The following is a 14,218-nucleotide window of genomic DNA, read 5'->3' as shown; positions in this document are numbered from 1 at the left end:
TCTGGTGGGAGCGAGCTTGCTCGCGATAGCGGTGTGTCAGTCAGCCAATGTGCAGGCTGGTGCGCCACTATCGCGAGCAAGGATTTGCAGGATTCACGAGATCGTGGGTAACCCAAAGAACGCCCGGGCGCAGGCGGTGCTGTGGGCTGCCAGGTCTTCCTGGGTTTCGCCCCGGTGCAAGGCTACTTCACGCAGGACCTCCGTCAGGTAGGCCGGTTCGTTGCGGCCATTCTTGGGTTTGGGCCGCAGCGTGCGGGGCAGCAGGTACGGCGCGTCGCTTTCGAGCATCAGTCGACCGCGGGGAATTTCGCGCACCAACGGGTGCAGGTGCGTGCCCCGGCGTTCGTCACAGATCCAGCCAGTGATGCCGATGTGCAGGTCCAGGTCGAGATAGCTGAACAACGCCTTCTTTTCACCGGTAAAGCAATGCACCACGACTGCCGGCAACTGATCGCGAAAATCCCGGAGGATGTCCAGCAAGCGCTGATCGGCATCGCGCTCATGCAGGAACACCGGCAATTGCAATTGGATCGCCAAGGCGAGGTGTTCTTCCAGGACCTTTTCCTGTTGTGGCCGGGGGGAGAAGTCTCGGTTGAAATCCAGCCCGCATTCGCCCACCGCGCGCACGCGGCTGTGCATCAGCAGATCCTTGAGGTGTCGGGCGCTGTCGGCGGTCCAGTCGCTGGCGCTGTGGGGGTGAATGCCGGCGGTGGAAAACAGCCGCTCGCCCGTTTCGTCGAGGCGTTGGCACAGCTCCAGAGCCTGTTCGCTGCCCTCGATACTGGTGCCGGTCAAGACCAGTTGGCAGACCCCGGATTCATAGGCGCGCTCGAGCACCGCCTGATGTTTGTCGGCGAAACTGGGGTTGGTCAGGTTGACGCCGATATCGATGAGTTGCATGGTGCTACCTCGGCCCAAAGGCTGGAAAGCATATCAGAGCTGTAGATTTATAAGAAAAGCCAAGAACTACAACGAGTTGAGGCTGTCTGTTAAGGCCGCGAGACATATCGGGTTGGTATAAAAGCCATCACTGTGCCAGTCTTCCGCACTTTTTCAGCGCCCCAGGCGCTCTGTTTCTGTCGACTCAGCCTCGTTTTTCAAGGGAGGCGGTCCGCAGTATTCCTTCCGGAGAGTGGATGACACGTCCCCAGGTATTGCTACTGTTGTGTTGTTCGCTGTTGTTGCCAATGCCGGCCGAGGCGCGGCTGCCCGGGCCGGTGCAGGCGGTGGCGCCGGGCACGGTGCGCGACCTGGCGCAAATCCGCAGCAGCCGTGTGTTGAAGGTTTTGGTCAACCAGAGCCGCAACAGCTCCGGTGAAGTCCAGGGCCAACCCATTGGCGTCGAATACCACCGGTTGCGAGCCTTCGAGCAATACCTCAACGGCCACGCCCGGGATGGCCAGGAAATCACCCTCAAGATCATCCCCATGGCCAAGGACCAGTTGCTCGGCGCCTTGCAGCGCGGGGAGGGCGATCTGGTAGCGCCGGGTGAGTTGCTCGAACTGCAGGCCGGCCATGCGGTCAGCGCCAGCGATCCGATCCGTACCGACGTGCCGTTGCTGCTGGTGGGTATCAAGGGCGAGAAGCGCTACACCCGTGTGGAGCAACTTTCCGGCAAGACCCTGGCCCTGCCCAACGGCAGCGCTGCGGGAGACTCGGTGAGCCAGATCAACCAGAAACTGGCGCTGCTCAAGCTGCCGCCGGTGAAGGTCGAATGGGTCGATCCCACCTTGGCTGTAGAGGATGTCCTGGAAATGGTCCAGGGTGGGATTTTCCATTTGACCATCGTCGAGCAGCCCATCGCCGAGCGCTGGAGCAAGATCCTGCCCAAGTTGCGCTTCGACCGGCAGGTGCTGATCGGCGAGCCGAGTGACGAGTATTGGTTCGTTCGCCGTGACGCCGCCATGCTGCGGGCGAGCATCGACCGCTTCCTGGCGACCTACAAGGTGCCCGCCAACGAGGACGCGGCATTCCTGCGTATCTACCGGCGTTTGTACCAGGTCCACTATCCGCTGGCCCGGGCTGATCGCCAGCGTCTGGAAAAACTGCGCCCGGTGCTGCAAAAACATGCCGATGCCCAAGGCATGGACTGGCTCAACCTGGCGGCCCTGGCCTTCAAGGAATCAGCCCTGCAACCTAACGCCCGCAGCGGCACAGGCCCCACCGGCCTGATGCAGATCACCCCCTCGGCGGCTCAGCGGGTCGGCGTCGATAACATCCAGAACCTGGACGCCAATGTGCAGGCTGGCGCCAAGTACCTGGCCCTCATCCGCCGCAAGTTCTTTGCCAGCCCCAAGCTCAACGAGCGCGAACGCATGGCCTTCGTCCTGGCCGCTTACAACATGGGCCCCGAGCGCGTCCAAGGTATGCGAGCCGAGGCCCGACGGCGTGGACTGAACCCCAACCAGTGGTTTTTCCAGGTCGAACGCATTGCCATGGAGCAGGTGGGAATGGGCGCCGTCAGCTACGTTAATAGTGTCAATAAGTACTACTTGGCATTTGATCGTGAACGAGAGTCGCTGGAGCCTGGAGATCAAAAGGTCGCCCAGCGAAAATAATCGATAAATTCGATTTGTATCTCGTATTTTTTGCGCTTTTTGTACAAGTTTATTTGATTAATATGGCGACCAACAACCACACACCTAGGGATGAACCCGCATGAGCTCGTTGATCAATAAAGTCTTGTTTACCCGCGCTGGCTACGGCCTGACTGTCCTGCGCATCGCCGTTGGTGTCATATTCGCTGCCCACGGCTCGCAGAAACTCTTCGGCCTGTTCGGTGGCTACGGCCTTGCAGGCACGGCGCAGTGGATGGAAAGCATCGGCCTGACCCCGGGCTACGTGATGGCGACACTGGCGGGCGGTACCGAGTTTTTTGCCGGGCTGGCGCTGATCATCGGCCTGCTGGCGCGTCCTGCTGCACTAGGCCTGGCCTTCCTGTCGCTGGTGGCGATTTTCGCCGTGCACATCGGTAACGGCTTGTTCATGGCCAACAACGGTTATGAGTTTGCCTTGGCGTTGCTGGCGGGCAGTATTGCCGTGCTGATCGAAGGCGCGGGCAAGCTGTCGGTCGATCGCGCTATCGCGGGTTGATTGCACGATTTGAATTCGAGGCCCGTCTTGTACGGGCCTTTTCATGGGAAGTGATTCTTGACACTGGCCGGTCAGCTTCTCTAGGATGCCGCTCATGCGCCGATTTAAACAGCTACTTGCGGGGCGCCAGGTGACTCGATCCAGTCGCCGATAGAAGCCGAAGACAAGGCTTCGAAATACCGCTAAAGCGCTGGTTCGGTGTTGCCTCTCACCTGCCATGCAGACTTTTGAGGCAGAGACACGACACGATGAACGCACCCAGCCCCCTAGTACGTCTTGCGCCGATCACGGCGAACCTTGTGCAACGCAACCCGAAAATTCTCCTGGGCGGCACTCACCAGCCAACGCTCTTGCGCTATCTCGACGGCTGGCCGCGTCGTAACCATGGGCCCGCAGCTTTCCTGATCCAGTTTGTCGAAGACGGCGAGTCACTGGCGCGGTTCGCCAATGACAGTTTCGACCTGGCCGTCATCCAGTCCCCCAGTGCGGCGGACGCTCCTCAAATGATCCGGCAGTTGACCCGTGTCGCCCGGCAGGGATTGATCACGCGCCGCTGAGGCGAGGATTACGGATACGAGATGTCCACGATGTAGACCCGTTTTTCGCCGGTAGGCGTCTGGACGCTGACCTCGGCATCCAGGGCCTTGCCGATCAGGGCCCGTGCCAACGGTGAGTCGATACTGATCAGGTTCTGTTTCAGGTCCAGCTCGTCCGGGCCGACGATGCGATAGCGTGATTCCTTGCCGTCCTCATCTTCGACCGTCACCCAGGCGCCGAAATACACCTTGTTCGGATCGCTGGGTTTTTCACTGACCACTTTGAGCGCTTCAAGGCGCTTGGTGAGGAAGCGCACGCGACTGTCGATTTCCCGTAGCATTTTCTTGCCATAGGTGTATTCGGCGTTTTCCGAACGATCACCCTGGGCCGCCGCCTCGCTGACCGCCTGGGTCACCTGTGGACGGCGCACATGCCACAGCTCATGGAATTCAGCGCGCATCCGCGCTTCACCCTCGGGGGTGATCAGCGCGGTGCCGGCAGTGCGGGGTGGGCGATAACGGCTCATGGCAACTTCTTGTAATAGCGAAACCGGGAGTCTATCAACCCTCGCGCAATACTGTCAGCGGGCTGGCATTGAGCGCTCGACGGGTGCCGAATACACCGGCCGCACCGATCAACAAGGCCCCCAGCAGCGGCAATACCAACAGCCAAGGATGCGGATGCCAGGGCAGGTCGAAGGCGTACCGGTAAAGCACCAGGCTCACCAGCTCCGACCCCAGGGCCGCGAGCAGGCCACTGACCGCGCCCAGCAGGCCGAACTCGATGCGCCGGGCCTTGACCAGCAGGGGCCGTTCGGCGCCCAGTGCGCGCAATAGCGCGCCTTGGCGTATGCGCTCGTCGAGGGTCGCCTGCAGGCCGGAAAACAGCACCGCCATCCCCGCTGCCAGCACGAACAGCAACACATACTCCACCGCCAGGGTCACTTGGGCCAGGATGCTGCGCAGTTGCTCGAGCAGGGCCTCGACTTGCAGGATCGTCACCGCCGGAAAGGCCCGGGACAGGTCGACGATCTGTTGGTCGTGGCCCGATGCCAGGTAGAAACTGGTGAGATAAGTCGCTGGCAGATCCTTCAATGTGCCGGGCTGGAAGATCATGAAGAAGTTGGGCTGGAAATTGTCCCAGTTGATCTCCCTCAGGCTGGTGACCTTCGCTTCACGATTGACGCCGCCCACGCTGAATACCAGGCGGTCGCCCAGCTTGATCTTGAGGTTCTCGGCCACTTTGCCTTCCACCGAAACCCCCGGGATATCGTCCGGTGGCTGCTGCGGCCACCAGGTCCCTGCGGTGACAACGTTGCCCGCCGGCAGGTCGGCAGCCCAGGTCAGGCTCAGGTCACGTTGCAGCGCCCGGTCACCCGCCGAGTCCTTGGTGACGAACTCCGTGGCCGGCTCGCCATTGATGCTGATGAGGCGACCGGGGACCACGGGGTAGAGCGGAGCAGATTGTGCGGACAATTCCAGCAGTTTGTCGGTGAAGGCCTGTTTGTCGTTGGGCAGGATATTCAGGGCGAAATAGTTCGGCGCGTTTTTCGGCAACTGGTTTTGCCAGGTGTCCAGCAATTCACCGCGCAACAACGCGATCAACGCCATGGACAACAGGATCAGGCCGAACGCCAAGGCCTGACCGGCGGCGGCCAAGGGATGGCGCAGCAATTGGCCGAGGCCCAGCCGCCAGGGCAGGGAAGCGCGGGCCAGCAGGCGACGCAGGCTCTGGAGCAGCAGCAACAACAAGCCGCCGAGCACCAGGGCGGCAACGACGCCACCGCCCAGCAGTGCGAAGGTGAGGACCAGGTCCAGGCTCAGGCGCCACATGATCAGGCCCAGGGCACCCAGCGCGGCACCGTAGATCACCCAGGAGCTGGAGGGGATCGGCAGCATATCCCGGCGCAGCACCCGCAACGGTGGTACCCGGCCCAGTGCAGCCAATGGCGGCAGGGCGAACCCCGCCAGGGCCACCAGCCCGGTGCCGATCCCGGCGACTGCTGGCAGCAGGCCACCCGGCGGAACGGTGGTGGGCAGCAGGTCGTGCAGCAGGGCGAACAGGCCCAGTTGGGCGATCCAGCCGAGCAGGGCGCCACTGATGCTGGCGAGCAGGCCCAGCACCGTCAATTGCAGGCTGAACAGCACCATGGTTTCCCGGCGTGACAGGCCCAGGCAACGCAGCAGTGCACTGGCATCGAAACGTCGGGTGGCAAAGCGGTTGGCCGAGAGCGCGACGGCGACTCCGGACAGCAATACGGCCACCAGGCTGGCCATGTTCAGGTAGCGCTCGGCCTTGCCCAGGGCACCACCGATCTGCCGGTTGCCGTCGCGGGCATCCTGCAGGCGCTGGTTGGCTTCAAGGCCAGGCTTGACCAGGTCGCGGTAGGTTTGCAGCGCCGATGCCGGGCCGCGCCACAGGTCGCGATAGCTGACACGGCTGCCCGGCTGGACCACGCCGGTGGCCTCCAGGTCTTTGAGGTTGATCAGCACTCGCGGGGTGAGGCTGTAGAAATTGCCGGCGCGATCCGGTTCATAGGTCAGCACTCGGGCCAACCGCAGGGTTTGGTTGCCAACGTCGATGCTGTCGCCGATCTTCAGGTCCAGTGCCGTCAGCAACCGTGCTTCGACCCAGGCCTCGCCAGGGTTCGGGCGTCCGCCGGTTTCTTCCGGCGCGAACGGGGCGGGGCTGCTTTTCAGTTCGCCGCGCAATGGGTAGCGGTCATCGGCCGCCTTGACGCTGGACAGCTGGATGCCATTGTCGGTGGCCACGACACTGGAGAACTCCACGACCCGGGCGTGTTCCAGCCCCAGGTCGGTGCCGTTGCGGATCTGCTCCGGGCGGGCGGGGGAACTGCCTTCGAGCAACAGGTCGGCACCGAGGAATTCGGTGGCGCGCATCATCATCGCGCCGTTGAGGCGGGCACCGAAGTAACCGATGGCGGTACTGGCCGCCACCGCCACCAGCAGGGCGAAGAACAACACCCGCAACTCACCGGCGCGGGCATCGCGAAGCAATTGACGGACAGCGAGACTGAACAGGCGCAACAGCGGCAAGCGTGCCATCAAGGCTCCAGAGGGGCGACCATCTCGCCGGCTTCAAGTCGGATCAGGCGCCGGCAGCGATGGGCCAGGCGTTCATCATGGGTCACCAGCACCAGGGTCGTGCCGCGTTCCTTGTTCAATTCGAACAGCAGGTCGCTGATGCGCTCGCCGGTGTGGCTGTCGAGGTTGCCGGTGGGTTCGTCGGCAAACAGCACGTCGGGTTCGGCGGCAAAGGCGCGGGCAATCGCCACGCGTTGCTGTTCGCCGCCGGAGAGCTGGCGCGGCGAGTGAGTCAGGCGCTGGCCCAGGCCGACGCGCTGCAACAGTTGCGTGGCGCGTTCGCGGGCATCCTTGCGCCCGTCCAGTTCCAGCGGCAGCATGACGTTTTCCAGTGCATTGAGGCTGTCGAGCAACTGGAACGACTGGAAGACGAAACCGACGTGCTCGGCGCGGATCCGCGCACGCTGGTCTTCATCCAGAGTGCTGAGGGCCCGGCCGGCGAGCGTCACCTCGCCGCTGCTGGGCAGGTCGAGGCCGGCCAGCAGGCCCAGGAGGGTGGATTTGCCGGAACCGGACGCGCCGACGATGGCCAGGCTATCGCCTTTGTTCAGTTCCAGGCTGAGTTCGTGCAGGATGGTCAGTTCACCTTCCGCGCTGGAGACCACTTTGCTAAGGTCCGTCGCGGTGAGAATGCTTGAGCCCATGGAGAATCCGATGCGTGTGTGGTTTTTGAGTGCCGGCCTGGCCTTGATGTGCATGGCCCAGAACGCAGCGGCGGGTACAGTCCTGATCGTTGGCGATAGTATCAGCGCGGCTTTCGGCCTGGATACCCGGCAAGGGTGGGTGTCGTTGCTCGAACAACGGCTCAAGGCCGAGGGTTTTGACGATAAAGTGGTCAATGCCTCCATCAGTGGCGACACCAGCGCCGGAGGCCAGGCGCGGCTGCCGGCGCTGCTTGCAGCCCATAAGCCGGACCTGGTGATCCTGGAGCTGGGCGGCAACGATGGCTTGCGCGGTCAACCGCCAACACAATTGCAACAAAACCTTGCAGCGATGATCGACAGCGCTCGCGCCAGCGGTGCCCAGGTGCTTTTGCTGGGTATGCAACTGCCACCCAATTACGGACGGCGCTACACCGAAGCCTTTGCCCGGGTCTACAGCACCCTGGCCGAGGAGAAAAAAGTCCCCCTGGTGCCGTTTTTTCTCAAGGACGTCGGTGGCATCCCGACCATGATGCAAGGCGACGGATTGCACCCGTCCGTCGCGGCCCAGGGCAAGTTGCTGGAAAATGTATGGCCGACACTGAAACCGCTGCTTTGACGCTTTTCTACCGGCGGGCTTTCGGCTAATGTGGCGCCCCCGATTTGGAGCCCCCGATGCCGCGTCCCGCCTGGTCCCTGTTTGCCTACCAACTGATCGAGCCTGACGAGCAGCTGGATCTGTTCGCCTGCCAGGAAGTGCGGGTGCACCTGGTGACCCGGCAGTTGGAACTCGGTGGCTCGGCCGATCGGACTCTCTGCGGCAGCCTGCTGCCGGCCCAACCGCGCTGGTCGAGCGTCGATCGCAAGATTTTCCAGGATCATCGCCTGTGCTCGTTGTGCCGGGCGATCCTGGAATCCCAGAAGCGCGGCACATCGCCGATCTGGCCGGAGCTGCGGTTCGAGTTGTAATCCCTTCGCGCGTGCCATGACCCGCGGCTCCCACAGGGCGCGGGGTGAATGCCGAACAAAATGCTGTGCATCGGACGCTTGATTGCCGCTCTCCCCGAAATAACAGGTGGCAGTGTACAATCGCCGTTTTCATCACCCCTTGTTCGATCTGCGAAGGATTTCCCGGATGTTGCCGCGCTTGCCTGCCGTCGCCCGCTGCCTGTCTCTTGCCGCCCTGTGTATGGCGGGCCACGTTGCCGCCCTGGAGCTGCCTCTGCCGCCACCGGGTGAAGACATCGTTGGCCAGGTGCAGGTTATCAAGGCCAAATACGAAGACACCTTCGCCGACCTGGGCACCACCTATGACCTGGGCTACAGCGAGATGGTCGCCGCCAACCCGGGGGTCGATCCCTGGTTGCCGGGCGCAGGCACCGAGATCGTGCTGCCGACTCGTTTCATCCTGCCGCCGGGCCCGCGCGAAGGCATCGTGATCAACCTTGCCGAGTACCGTCTCTACTATTTCCCCAAGGGGCGGAACGTGGTCTACACCTTCCCGCTGGGGATCGGGCGTGAGGGCTGGGGATCGCCGATCGCCCACACCAGCATCATCGCCAAGACGCCGAACCCGACCTGGACCCCGCCGGCATCGATCAAGGCCGAACACGCCGCCGACGGCGACCCGCTGCCGAACGTCGTGCCCGCCGGCCCTGATAACCCGCTGGGCCCCTTCAAGTTCACCCTGGGCACCCCGGGCTACCTGATCCATGGTTCGAACAAGAAGTTCGGCATCGGTATGCGCACCAGCCACGGCTGCTTCCGGATGTTCAACAATAACGTGCTGGAAATGGCCGGCATGGTGCCGGTGGGCACATCGGTACGGATCATCAACGACCCCTACAAGCTGGGCTTGAGCGGTGGCAAGGTGTACTTGGAGGCTCACACTCCGCTGGACGACAAGGGCAACCCGTCGGTGGTGGACAAGCACACCTCAGTGATCAACGCGATGCTCAAGCGTGAAGACATCACCAGCAACTTGCGCATGAACTGGGACGTGGTGCGGGACGTGGTGGCGGCCGAAGATGGCATGCCGGTGGAAATCGCTGTTCCGAATACCTCGGCACCGATGGTCACGAGCGCGCCGATCGACTTGCAGCAATAAAAGACTCGACAACAACCCGCCGACGTTTCGCGATGTCGGCGGGTTTTTTATTGCTTGGGAAAACACCGGGCAGCCGCTCTCGAACCCAAAAAAAAGCCGACCCAAAAATGGGTCGGCTCGATAACAATCCCGGGGGACTATTACTTGCGGCTAGCTTTTTCCAGCATGCGCAGAGCACGCTCGTTAGCTTCGTCAGCAGTCTGTTGTGCTTTTTGAGCAGCAGCCAGAGCTTCATCAGCTTTACGGTAAGCTTCGTCTGCACGAGCCTGGGAGCGAGCTGCTGCGTCTTCGGTAGCAGTCAGACGTGCTTCGGTTTCTTTCGATGCGCTGCTGCAACCGGTAGCCAGAACTGCGGCCAGGGCCAGAGCAGAGAATTTCAGAACGTTGTTCATCGTGTTCCCCTTCAAGGACATTCTATTAGTGACTGTCTCCCCAGACTGAGGAGTTAGCCGGCGTACATACTACCCATTACTTGTAGTAAGTAAACTGACGTAGCGCAAGAAGCAAAAAAATTGTAGGCGGTGATTCTTTTTCGAGCAACTTTTCTAAGGGGTGTTTAAAAAATATACAGCCCAAAGCCCTTGGCTGGAGCACGTCGACGAAAAAAAGTTCCGTGGCGGCGGAGAACTCTAGCAGCCCTCGCTAACGTCGTTGTTTATTGATTCACCTACACTTTTGTACATTTTTTGTGCAATGCCCCAGGCATCTTTATTGGTATTGGCGGTGACTTTAACTACGCGCGCTCGTCTCAAGACTCAACAACTGGCGATGTTCAGCTATTGCACCGTGACCGACTACAGCGCGACGATGGCGCTCAATCGATAAACCCGACAAGGTTTACCCCTTCGATGACAGGCGTGCCTTGAGCATTTGCGTCATTGGTGCCTACTATTCACGACGTGCTCGGGTTTGAGCGGATCGATTTTGGCGCTCGGTGACCAGGAAGGCACGGGGTGGCGTAGATGTTCCTTCGCCGGAAAAACATCGGTAAGGTAGGGGTCGGCATTCAGACCCGCGAGGAGTAGTGATGAGCGAGGCGGTTACCATCCACCATGACCAGGCTGGTCATCAGTTCGAGACCAACGTGGACGGTCATCGTGCTTATCTGACCTATATGGACCTGGGCAAGCAGACCCTGGATATCTATCGCACCTTCGTGCCCAACGCCTTGCGCGGCCGGGGCATCGCGGCGGCGTTGACCGAAAGTGCGCTGCAGTACGCCGAAGAAATGGGCTACACGGTGATCCCATCCTGCTCCTACGTGGAGCGCTACATGGAGCGTCACCAGCGGCACGCGGCGAAACTCTGAGAAAAAGGATTCCCAATAAAAAACGCCGTGCTGAAGAGCACGGCGTTTTTTTATGCCTTGAGGAAAGTAAAGGATCGCAGGCTTCGCCAACTCCTACATCCCCGCTCCAAACATGTGCAGGAGCTGTGTAGGAGCTGTCGAGTGAAACGAGGCTGCGATGTTTTTTAACCGCGCTGACGCTTCGGCAGAACATCCTTGAGCTTGGCATGCATGCTGCGCAGGGTGTTCTCGGTGGCGCTCCAGTCGATGCAGGCATCGGTGATGGAGACGCCGTACTGCAAGTCGGCGAGGTCTTTCGGGATGGCTTGGCAGCCCCAATTCAAGTGGCTTTCGACCATCAGGCCGATAATCGACTGGTTGCCTTCCAGGATCTGGTTGGCCACGTTCTCCATCACCAGCGGCTGCAGTGCCGGGTCCTTGTTGGAGTTGGCGTGGCTGCAGTCGACCATGATGTTCGGCTTGATCTTGGCTTTGTTCAGCGCCTGTTCACACAGCGCGACGCTGACCGAATCGTAGTTCGGCTTGCCGTTGCCGCCGCGCAGTACCACGTGACCATAGGCGTTGCCCTTGGTGGTGACGATCGACACGCCGCCTTCCTGGTTGATGCCCAGGAAACGGTGTGGGCTGGAGACCGACTGCAAGGCGTTGATCGCCACGGTAAGGCCACCGTCGGTGCCGTTCTTGAAGCCCACCGCCGACGACAGGCCGGAGGCCATTTCGCGGTGGGTCTGGGATTCTGTGGTGCGCGCGCCGATGGCCGACCAGCTGATCAGGTCCTGCAAGTATTGCGGCGAGATCGGGTCCAGGGCTTCGGTGGCCGTGGGCAGGCCCATTTCCGCCAGGTCCAGCAGCAATTGACGACCGATGTGCAGGCCGTCCTGGATCTTGAACGAGTCATCCAGGTACGGGTCGTTGATCAGGCCTTTCCAGCCGACAGTGGTCCGGGGCTTCTCGAAATACACCCGCATGACCAGGTACAAGGTGTCGGAGACTTCCGCAGCCAGCACCTTCAGGCGCTCGGCGTATTCGTGGGCGGCCTTGATGTCATGGATCGAGCAGGGCCCGATGACCACGAACAGGCGATGATCGGTGCCGTCCAGGATGTTGCGGATGACTTCCCGGCCCTTGGTCACGGTGCGCAGGGCAGCGTCGCTCAGGGGAATATCGCGCTTGAGCTGGTCAGGCGTGATGAGGGTCTCGTTGGAGGCGACGTTAAGGTCGTTGATCGGTAAATCAGCCATCGTGTTACTCGTCAGGTCACGGGTGCCGGCCGCCAGCGATCCCCGCGCGGCGGTGCACAGCGGATTTTAAGCGCGTCGGGGAGCCGAACCTTATCGCGTTACGAGGGGGCTCGACAATGGGCTGGGACGGGTTTAATGCCCTATAGGCGGGGGAAAAGGCCTTGGCGATGGCTCAGCAGCAGATTCGTGAGCAGATGTAATGATGATTGCATGCCATGCTGCTCGCGCTGATAGTGTGCAGGGACTTTTACCAGGAGAGTTGCAAAGATGCAGGCAGGCGTGAAACCGCGGATCGGGATGATCGGCACCGGGGCGATCGGTGGGTTCTACGGCGTGATGCTGGCGCGTGCCGGTTTTGACGTGCACTTTTTACTGCGCAGCGAATTTGCCGCCGTGGCCGAAGCCGGTTTGCGGATCGACAGCGCGGTCCACGGTACGCTGGCCCTCAACCCCGTCCAGGCGTATCGCTCGGCAGCCGACATGCCGCCCTGCGACTGGCTGCTGGTTGGCGCCAAGACCACCAGCAATACCGAGCTGGCCCCGGTCATTACCCACGCTGCCGCTGAGGGGGCAAAAGTCCTTTTGCTGCAGAACGGCCTGGATGTCGAAGACGATCTTCGCCCTTTGTTGCCCGATTCGTTGCACCTGTTGGGCGGCCTGTGCCTGATCTGCGTGCATCGCGTCGGCCCTGGTGTCGTCACCCACCAGGCCCTGGGCGCGGTCAACGTCGGTTATCACAGTGGGCCTTGCGCCGATCAGGCACAACGCATGGTGATCGTCGAAGAGGCGGCGACGCTGTTCCGCAGCGCCGGTATCGACGCCCAGGCCATGCCGGGCCTGCAACAGGCCCGCTGGCAGAAGCTGGTGTGGAATGTGCCGTACAACGGGCTTTCGGTCCTGTTGGGCGCCAGTACCACGCCGTTGATGGCCAACGACCATAGCCGCGAATTGATCCAGGCACTGATGGGGGAGGTGGTCCGCGGTGCGCAAGCCTGCGGGCATCATATCGCGCCGGGTTATGCCGAGTATCTGTTCACGATGACCGAGAAGATGCCCGACTACTGGCCGAGCATGTACCACGATTATTCCCACAAGCGTGTGCTGGAACTGGACGCGATCTACGGCCGGCCATTGGCGGCAGCGAAAGCGGCAGGGTGTGAGCTGCCGAAAATCGAAGCCTTGTACCAGGCGTTGGCGTTCGTGGACCGATATAACCGCTGAGCGGGCGAAAGGGGAGCGGTATGGCAAGCAACATCGACGACAAACTGGTGCTGGCGATTTCGTCGCGGGCGCTGTTCGACCTGAGGGAAAGCCACAAGGTGTACTTGTCGAGTGGTGTCGAAGCCTATCGGCAATACCAGATCGAGCATGAAGACGAAGTCCTGGCACCCGGCGACGCCTTCGCCCTGGTGCAAAAGCTGCTGAGCCTTAACGAGCACCTGGGGCGTGCCCGGGTCGAAGTCATCCTGGTTTCGCGCAACAGCGCCGACACCGGCCTTCGGGTGTTCAACTCGATCCATCATTATGGGCTGGCGATCTCGCGCGCGGCTTTCGTGGGCGGTCGCAGCCCGTACCCGTACCTCAAGGCGTTCGGTTGTGATCTCTTTTTGTCCACCCACGCTGAAGACGTGCGCAGTGCCCTGGACGCCGGGTTTGCCGCCGCGACCATCCTGTCGGGTGGTGCCAGTCGCGCGGCCAGCGAGGAACTGCGCATTGCCTTCGACGGCGATGCCGTGCTGTTTTCCGATGAGTCGGAACGCGTCTATCAGGCCGATGGGTTGGAGGCCTTCCAGGCCAGCGAGCGACAGGCCGCCCGCGAGCCGCTGCGAGGCGGGCCGTTCAAGGGGTTCCTGGCGGCGCTCAATGCACTGCAGCGTGAGTTTCCCGAGGACGCCTGCCCCATTCGTACGGCGTTGGTGACGGCCCGTTCGGCACCGGCCCACGAGCGGGTCATCCGGACCTTGCGTGAGTGGGATATTCGCCTGGACGAGTCGTTGTTCCTGGGTGGCCTGACCAAGTCGGCCTTCCTCGAAGCCTTCGCCGCCGATGTTTTTTTCGATGACCAGACCGGCCATTGCGAACTGGCCCGGGAGGTGGTCGCCACCGGTCACGTGCCCCACGGTATCAGTAACGAAGTGAAGCCCTGACTGCCCTTGGTCCGGGACGTCAAGCCGCACGTCGCAGTC

15 protein-coding genes are annotated in these 14,218 nt (G+C 61.7%); 9 read left to right on the top strand and 6 right to left on the bottom strand.

Going from position 1 to position 14,218, the window contains the following annotated elements; all coding sequences use genetic code 11:
* Positions 1–93 precede the first annotated feature (93 nt).
* On the bottom strand, positions 94–900 hold the full coding sequence (locus BM300_RS17060) for a TatD family hydrolase (RefSeq protein WP_092144844.1): 807 nt from the start codon (positions 898–900) through the stop codon (positions 94–96).
* Positions 901–1,136: 236 nt separating this feature from the next.
* On the opposite strand from BM300_RS17060, the gene BM300_RS17055 reads away from it, so the two are divergent.
* The 3 genes from BM300_RS17055 to BM300_RS17045 all read left to right on the top strand — a co-directional run bounded on the left by BM300_RS17055 (position 1,137) and on the right by BM300_RS17045 (position 3,650).
* The gene (locus BM300_RS17055; protein ID WP_063322327.1) at positions 1,137–2,558 is read left to right on the top strand and encodes an MltF family protein; all 1,422 of its coding nucleotides are present in this window, start codon (positions 1,137–1,139) and stop codon (positions 2,556–2,558) included.
* A 100-nt stretch (positions 2,559–2,658) separates the two neighbouring features.
* Positions 2,659–3,093 carry a DoxX family protein gene (locus BM300_RS17050; RefSeq protein ID WP_063322326.1) on the top strand — a complete coding sequence of 145 codons (435 nt, stop codon included), beginning with the start codon at positions 2,659–2,661 and terminating at the stop codon, positions 3,091–3,093.
* A 248-nt stretch (positions 3,094–3,341) separates the two neighbouring features.
* Entirely contained in the window at positions 3,342–3,650 is a 309-nt protein-coding gene (locus BM300_RS17045) for a hypothetical protein (RefSeq protein ID WP_063322325.1), read from the top strand.
* An 8-nt stretch (positions 3,651–3,658) separates the two neighbouring features.
* On the opposite strand, the gene greB is transcribed toward BM300_RS17045, so the two are convergent.
* The 3 genes from greB to BM300_RS17030 are packed head-to-tail and all read right to left on the bottom strand — an operon-like array spanning position 3,659 to position 7,378.
* Positions 3,659–4,156 carry a transcription elongation factor GreB gene (greB, locus tag BM300_RS17040; protein WP_092144836.1) on the bottom strand — a complete coding sequence of 166 codons (498 nt, stop codon included), beginning with the start codon at positions 4,154–4,156 and terminating at the stop codon, positions 3,659–3,661.
* A 34-nt stretch (positions 4,157–4,190) separates the two neighbouring features.
* Positions 4,191–6,695, bottom strand: a complete 2,505-nt coding sequence (locus tag BM300_RS17035; protein ID WP_092345801.1) for an ABC transporter permease — start codon at positions 6,693–6,695, stop codon at positions 4,191–4,193.
* The gene (locus BM300_RS17030) at positions 6,695–7,378 is read right to left on the bottom strand and encodes an ABC transporter ATP-binding protein (protein ID WP_063322323.1); all 684 of its coding nucleotides are present in this window, start codon (positions 7,376–7,378) and stop codon (positions 6,695–6,697) included. Before BM300_RS17030 ends, BM300_RS17035 begins: the two co-directional genes overlap by 1 nt.
* A gap of 10 nt (positions 7,379–7,388) precedes the next feature.
* On the opposite strand from BM300_RS17030, the gene BM300_RS17025 reads away from it, so the two are divergent.
* The 3 genes from BM300_RS17025 (at position 7,389) to BM300_RS17015 (ending at position 9,482) form a co-directional block, all read left to right on the top strand.
* On the top strand, positions 7,389–7,994 hold the full coding sequence (locus BM300_RS17025) for an arylesterase (RefSeq protein WP_063322322.1): 606 nt from the start codon (positions 7,389–7,391) through the stop codon (positions 7,992–7,994).
* Positions 7,995–8,050: 56 nt separating this feature from the next.
* Positions 8,051–8,344 (top strand): hypothetical protein, encoded by a 294-nt coding sequence (locus BM300_RS17020; RefSeq protein WP_003199347.1) that lies wholly within the window; start codon positions 8,051–8,053, stop codon positions 8,342–8,344.
* 166 nt (positions 8,345–8,510) lie between these two features.
* Entirely contained in the window at positions 8,511–9,482 is a 972-nt protein-coding gene (locus BM300_RS17015; protein WP_063322321.1) for a L,D-transpeptidase family protein, read from the top strand.
* 140 nt (positions 9,483–9,622) lie between these two features.
* Here BM300_RS17015 and oprI read toward each other — a convergent pair whose 3' ends face one another.
* Positions 9,623–9,874: an outer membrane lipoprotei OprI gene (gene oprI / locus BM300_RS17010; RefSeq protein ID WP_003183784.1), complete on the bottom strand. Its 252-nt coding sequence runs from the start codon at positions 9,872–9,874 to the stop codon at positions 9,623–9,625.
* Between the two features lie 635 nt (positions 9,875–10,509).
* Here oprI and BM300_RS17005 point away from each other — a divergent pair.
* Positions 10,510–10,791, top strand: coding sequence for a GNAT family N-acetyltransferase (locus BM300_RS17005; RefSeq protein ID WP_003199362.1), 282 nt, complete (start codon positions 10,510–10,512; stop codon positions 10,789–10,791).
* A gap of 164 nt (positions 10,792–10,955) precedes the next feature.
* Here the strand turns inward: BM300_RS17005 and BM300_RS17000 are convergent, their stop codons facing one another.
* Entirely contained in the window at positions 10,956–12,032 is a 1,077-nt protein-coding gene (locus BM300_RS17000; RefSeq protein ID WP_003199364.1) for a 3-deoxy-7-phosphoheptulonate synthase, read from the bottom strand.
* A 267-nt stretch (positions 12,033–12,299) separates the two neighbouring features.
* Between BM300_RS17000 and BM300_RS16995 the strand changes: the two genes are divergently transcribed.
* The gene (locus BM300_RS16995; RefSeq protein ID WP_092222942.1) at positions 12,300–13,253 is read left to right on the top strand and encodes a putative 2-dehydropantoate 2-reductase; all 954 of its coding nucleotides are present in this window, start codon (positions 12,300–12,302) and stop codon (positions 13,251–13,253) included.
* 20 nt (positions 13,254–13,273) lie between these two features.
* Positions 13,274–14,179, top strand: coding sequence for a 5'-nucleotidase (locus BM300_RS16990; RefSeq protein WP_092222945.1), 906 nt, complete (start codon positions 13,274–13,276; stop codon positions 14,177–14,179).
* Positions 14,180–14,218: the final 39 nt, after the last annotated feature.

Source organism: Pseudomonas sp. NFACC46-3, from assembly GCF_900114515.1.
Lineage (GTDB): Bacteria > Pseudomonadota > Gammaproteobacteria > Pseudomonadales > Pseudomonadaceae > Aquipseudomonas > Aquipseudomonas fluorescens_Q.
This window is presented reverse-complemented; position numbering and strand designations above follow the sequence as displayed.

What these genes read in the sequence shown, in the direction of transcription:
- BM300_RS17055 (WP_063322327.1), top strand. Translation starts at nt 1,137, where the DNA reads ATGACACGTCCCCAGGTATTGCTACTGTTGTGTTGTTCGCTGTTGTTG.
- BM300_RS17020 (WP_003199347.1), top strand. Translation starts at nt 8,051, where the DNA reads ATGCCGCGTCCCGCCTGGTCCCTGTTTGCCTACCAACTGATCGAGCCT.
- oprI (WP_003183784.1), bottom strand. Translation starts at nt 9,874, where the DNA reads ATGAACAACGTTCTGAAATTCTCTGCTCTGGCCCTGGCCGCAGTTCTG.
- BM300_RS17030 (WP_063322323.1), bottom strand. Translation starts at nt 7,378, where the DNA reads ATGGGCTCAAGCATTCTCACCGCGACGGACCTTAGCAAAGTGGTCTCC.
- BM300_RS17050 (WP_063322326.1), top strand. Translation starts at nt 2,659, where the DNA reads ATGAGCTCGTTGATCAATAAAGTCTTGTTTACCCGCGCTGGCTACGGC.
- BM300_RS17025 (WP_063322322.1), top strand. Translation starts at nt 7,389, where the DNA reads ATGCGTGTGTGGTTTTTGAGTGCCGGCCTGGCCTTGATGTGCATGGCC.
- BM300_RS17015 (WP_063322321.1), top strand. Translation starts at nt 8,511, where the DNA reads ATGTTGCCGCGCTTGCCTGCCGTCGCCCGCTGCCTGTCTCTTGCCGCC.
- BM300_RS17035 (WP_092345801.1), bottom strand. Translation starts at nt 6,695, where the DNA reads ATGGCACGCTTGCCGCTGTTGCGCCTGTTCAGTCTCGCTGTCCGTCAA.
- BM300_RS17005 (WP_003199362.1), top strand. Translation starts at nt 10,510, where the DNA reads ATGAGCGAGGCGGTTACCATCCACCATGACCAGGCTGGTCATCAGTTC.
- BM300_RS17045 (WP_063322325.1), top strand. Translation starts at nt 3,342, where the DNA reads ATGAACGCACCCAGCCCCCTAGTACGTCTTGCGCCGATCACGGCGAAC.
- BM300_RS17060 (WP_092144844.1), bottom strand. Translation starts at nt 900, where the DNA reads ATGCAACTCATCGATATCGGCGTCAACCTGACCAACCCCAGTTTCGCC.
- greB (WP_092144836.1), bottom strand. Translation starts at nt 4,156, where the DNA reads ATGAGCCGTTATCGCCCACCCCGCACTGCCGGCACCGCGCTGATCACC.
- BM300_RS16990 (WP_092222945.1), top strand. Translation starts at nt 13,274, where the DNA reads ATGGCAAGCAACATCGACGACAAACTGGTGCTGGCGATTTCGTCGCGG.
- BM300_RS16995 (WP_092222942.1), top strand. Translation starts at nt 12,300, where the DNA reads ATGCAGGCAGGCGTGAAACCGCGGATCGGGATGATCGGCACCGGGGCG.
- BM300_RS17000 (WP_003199364.1), bottom strand. Translation starts at nt 12,032, where the DNA reads ATGGCTGATTTACCGATCAACGACCTTAACGTCGCCTCCAACGAGACC.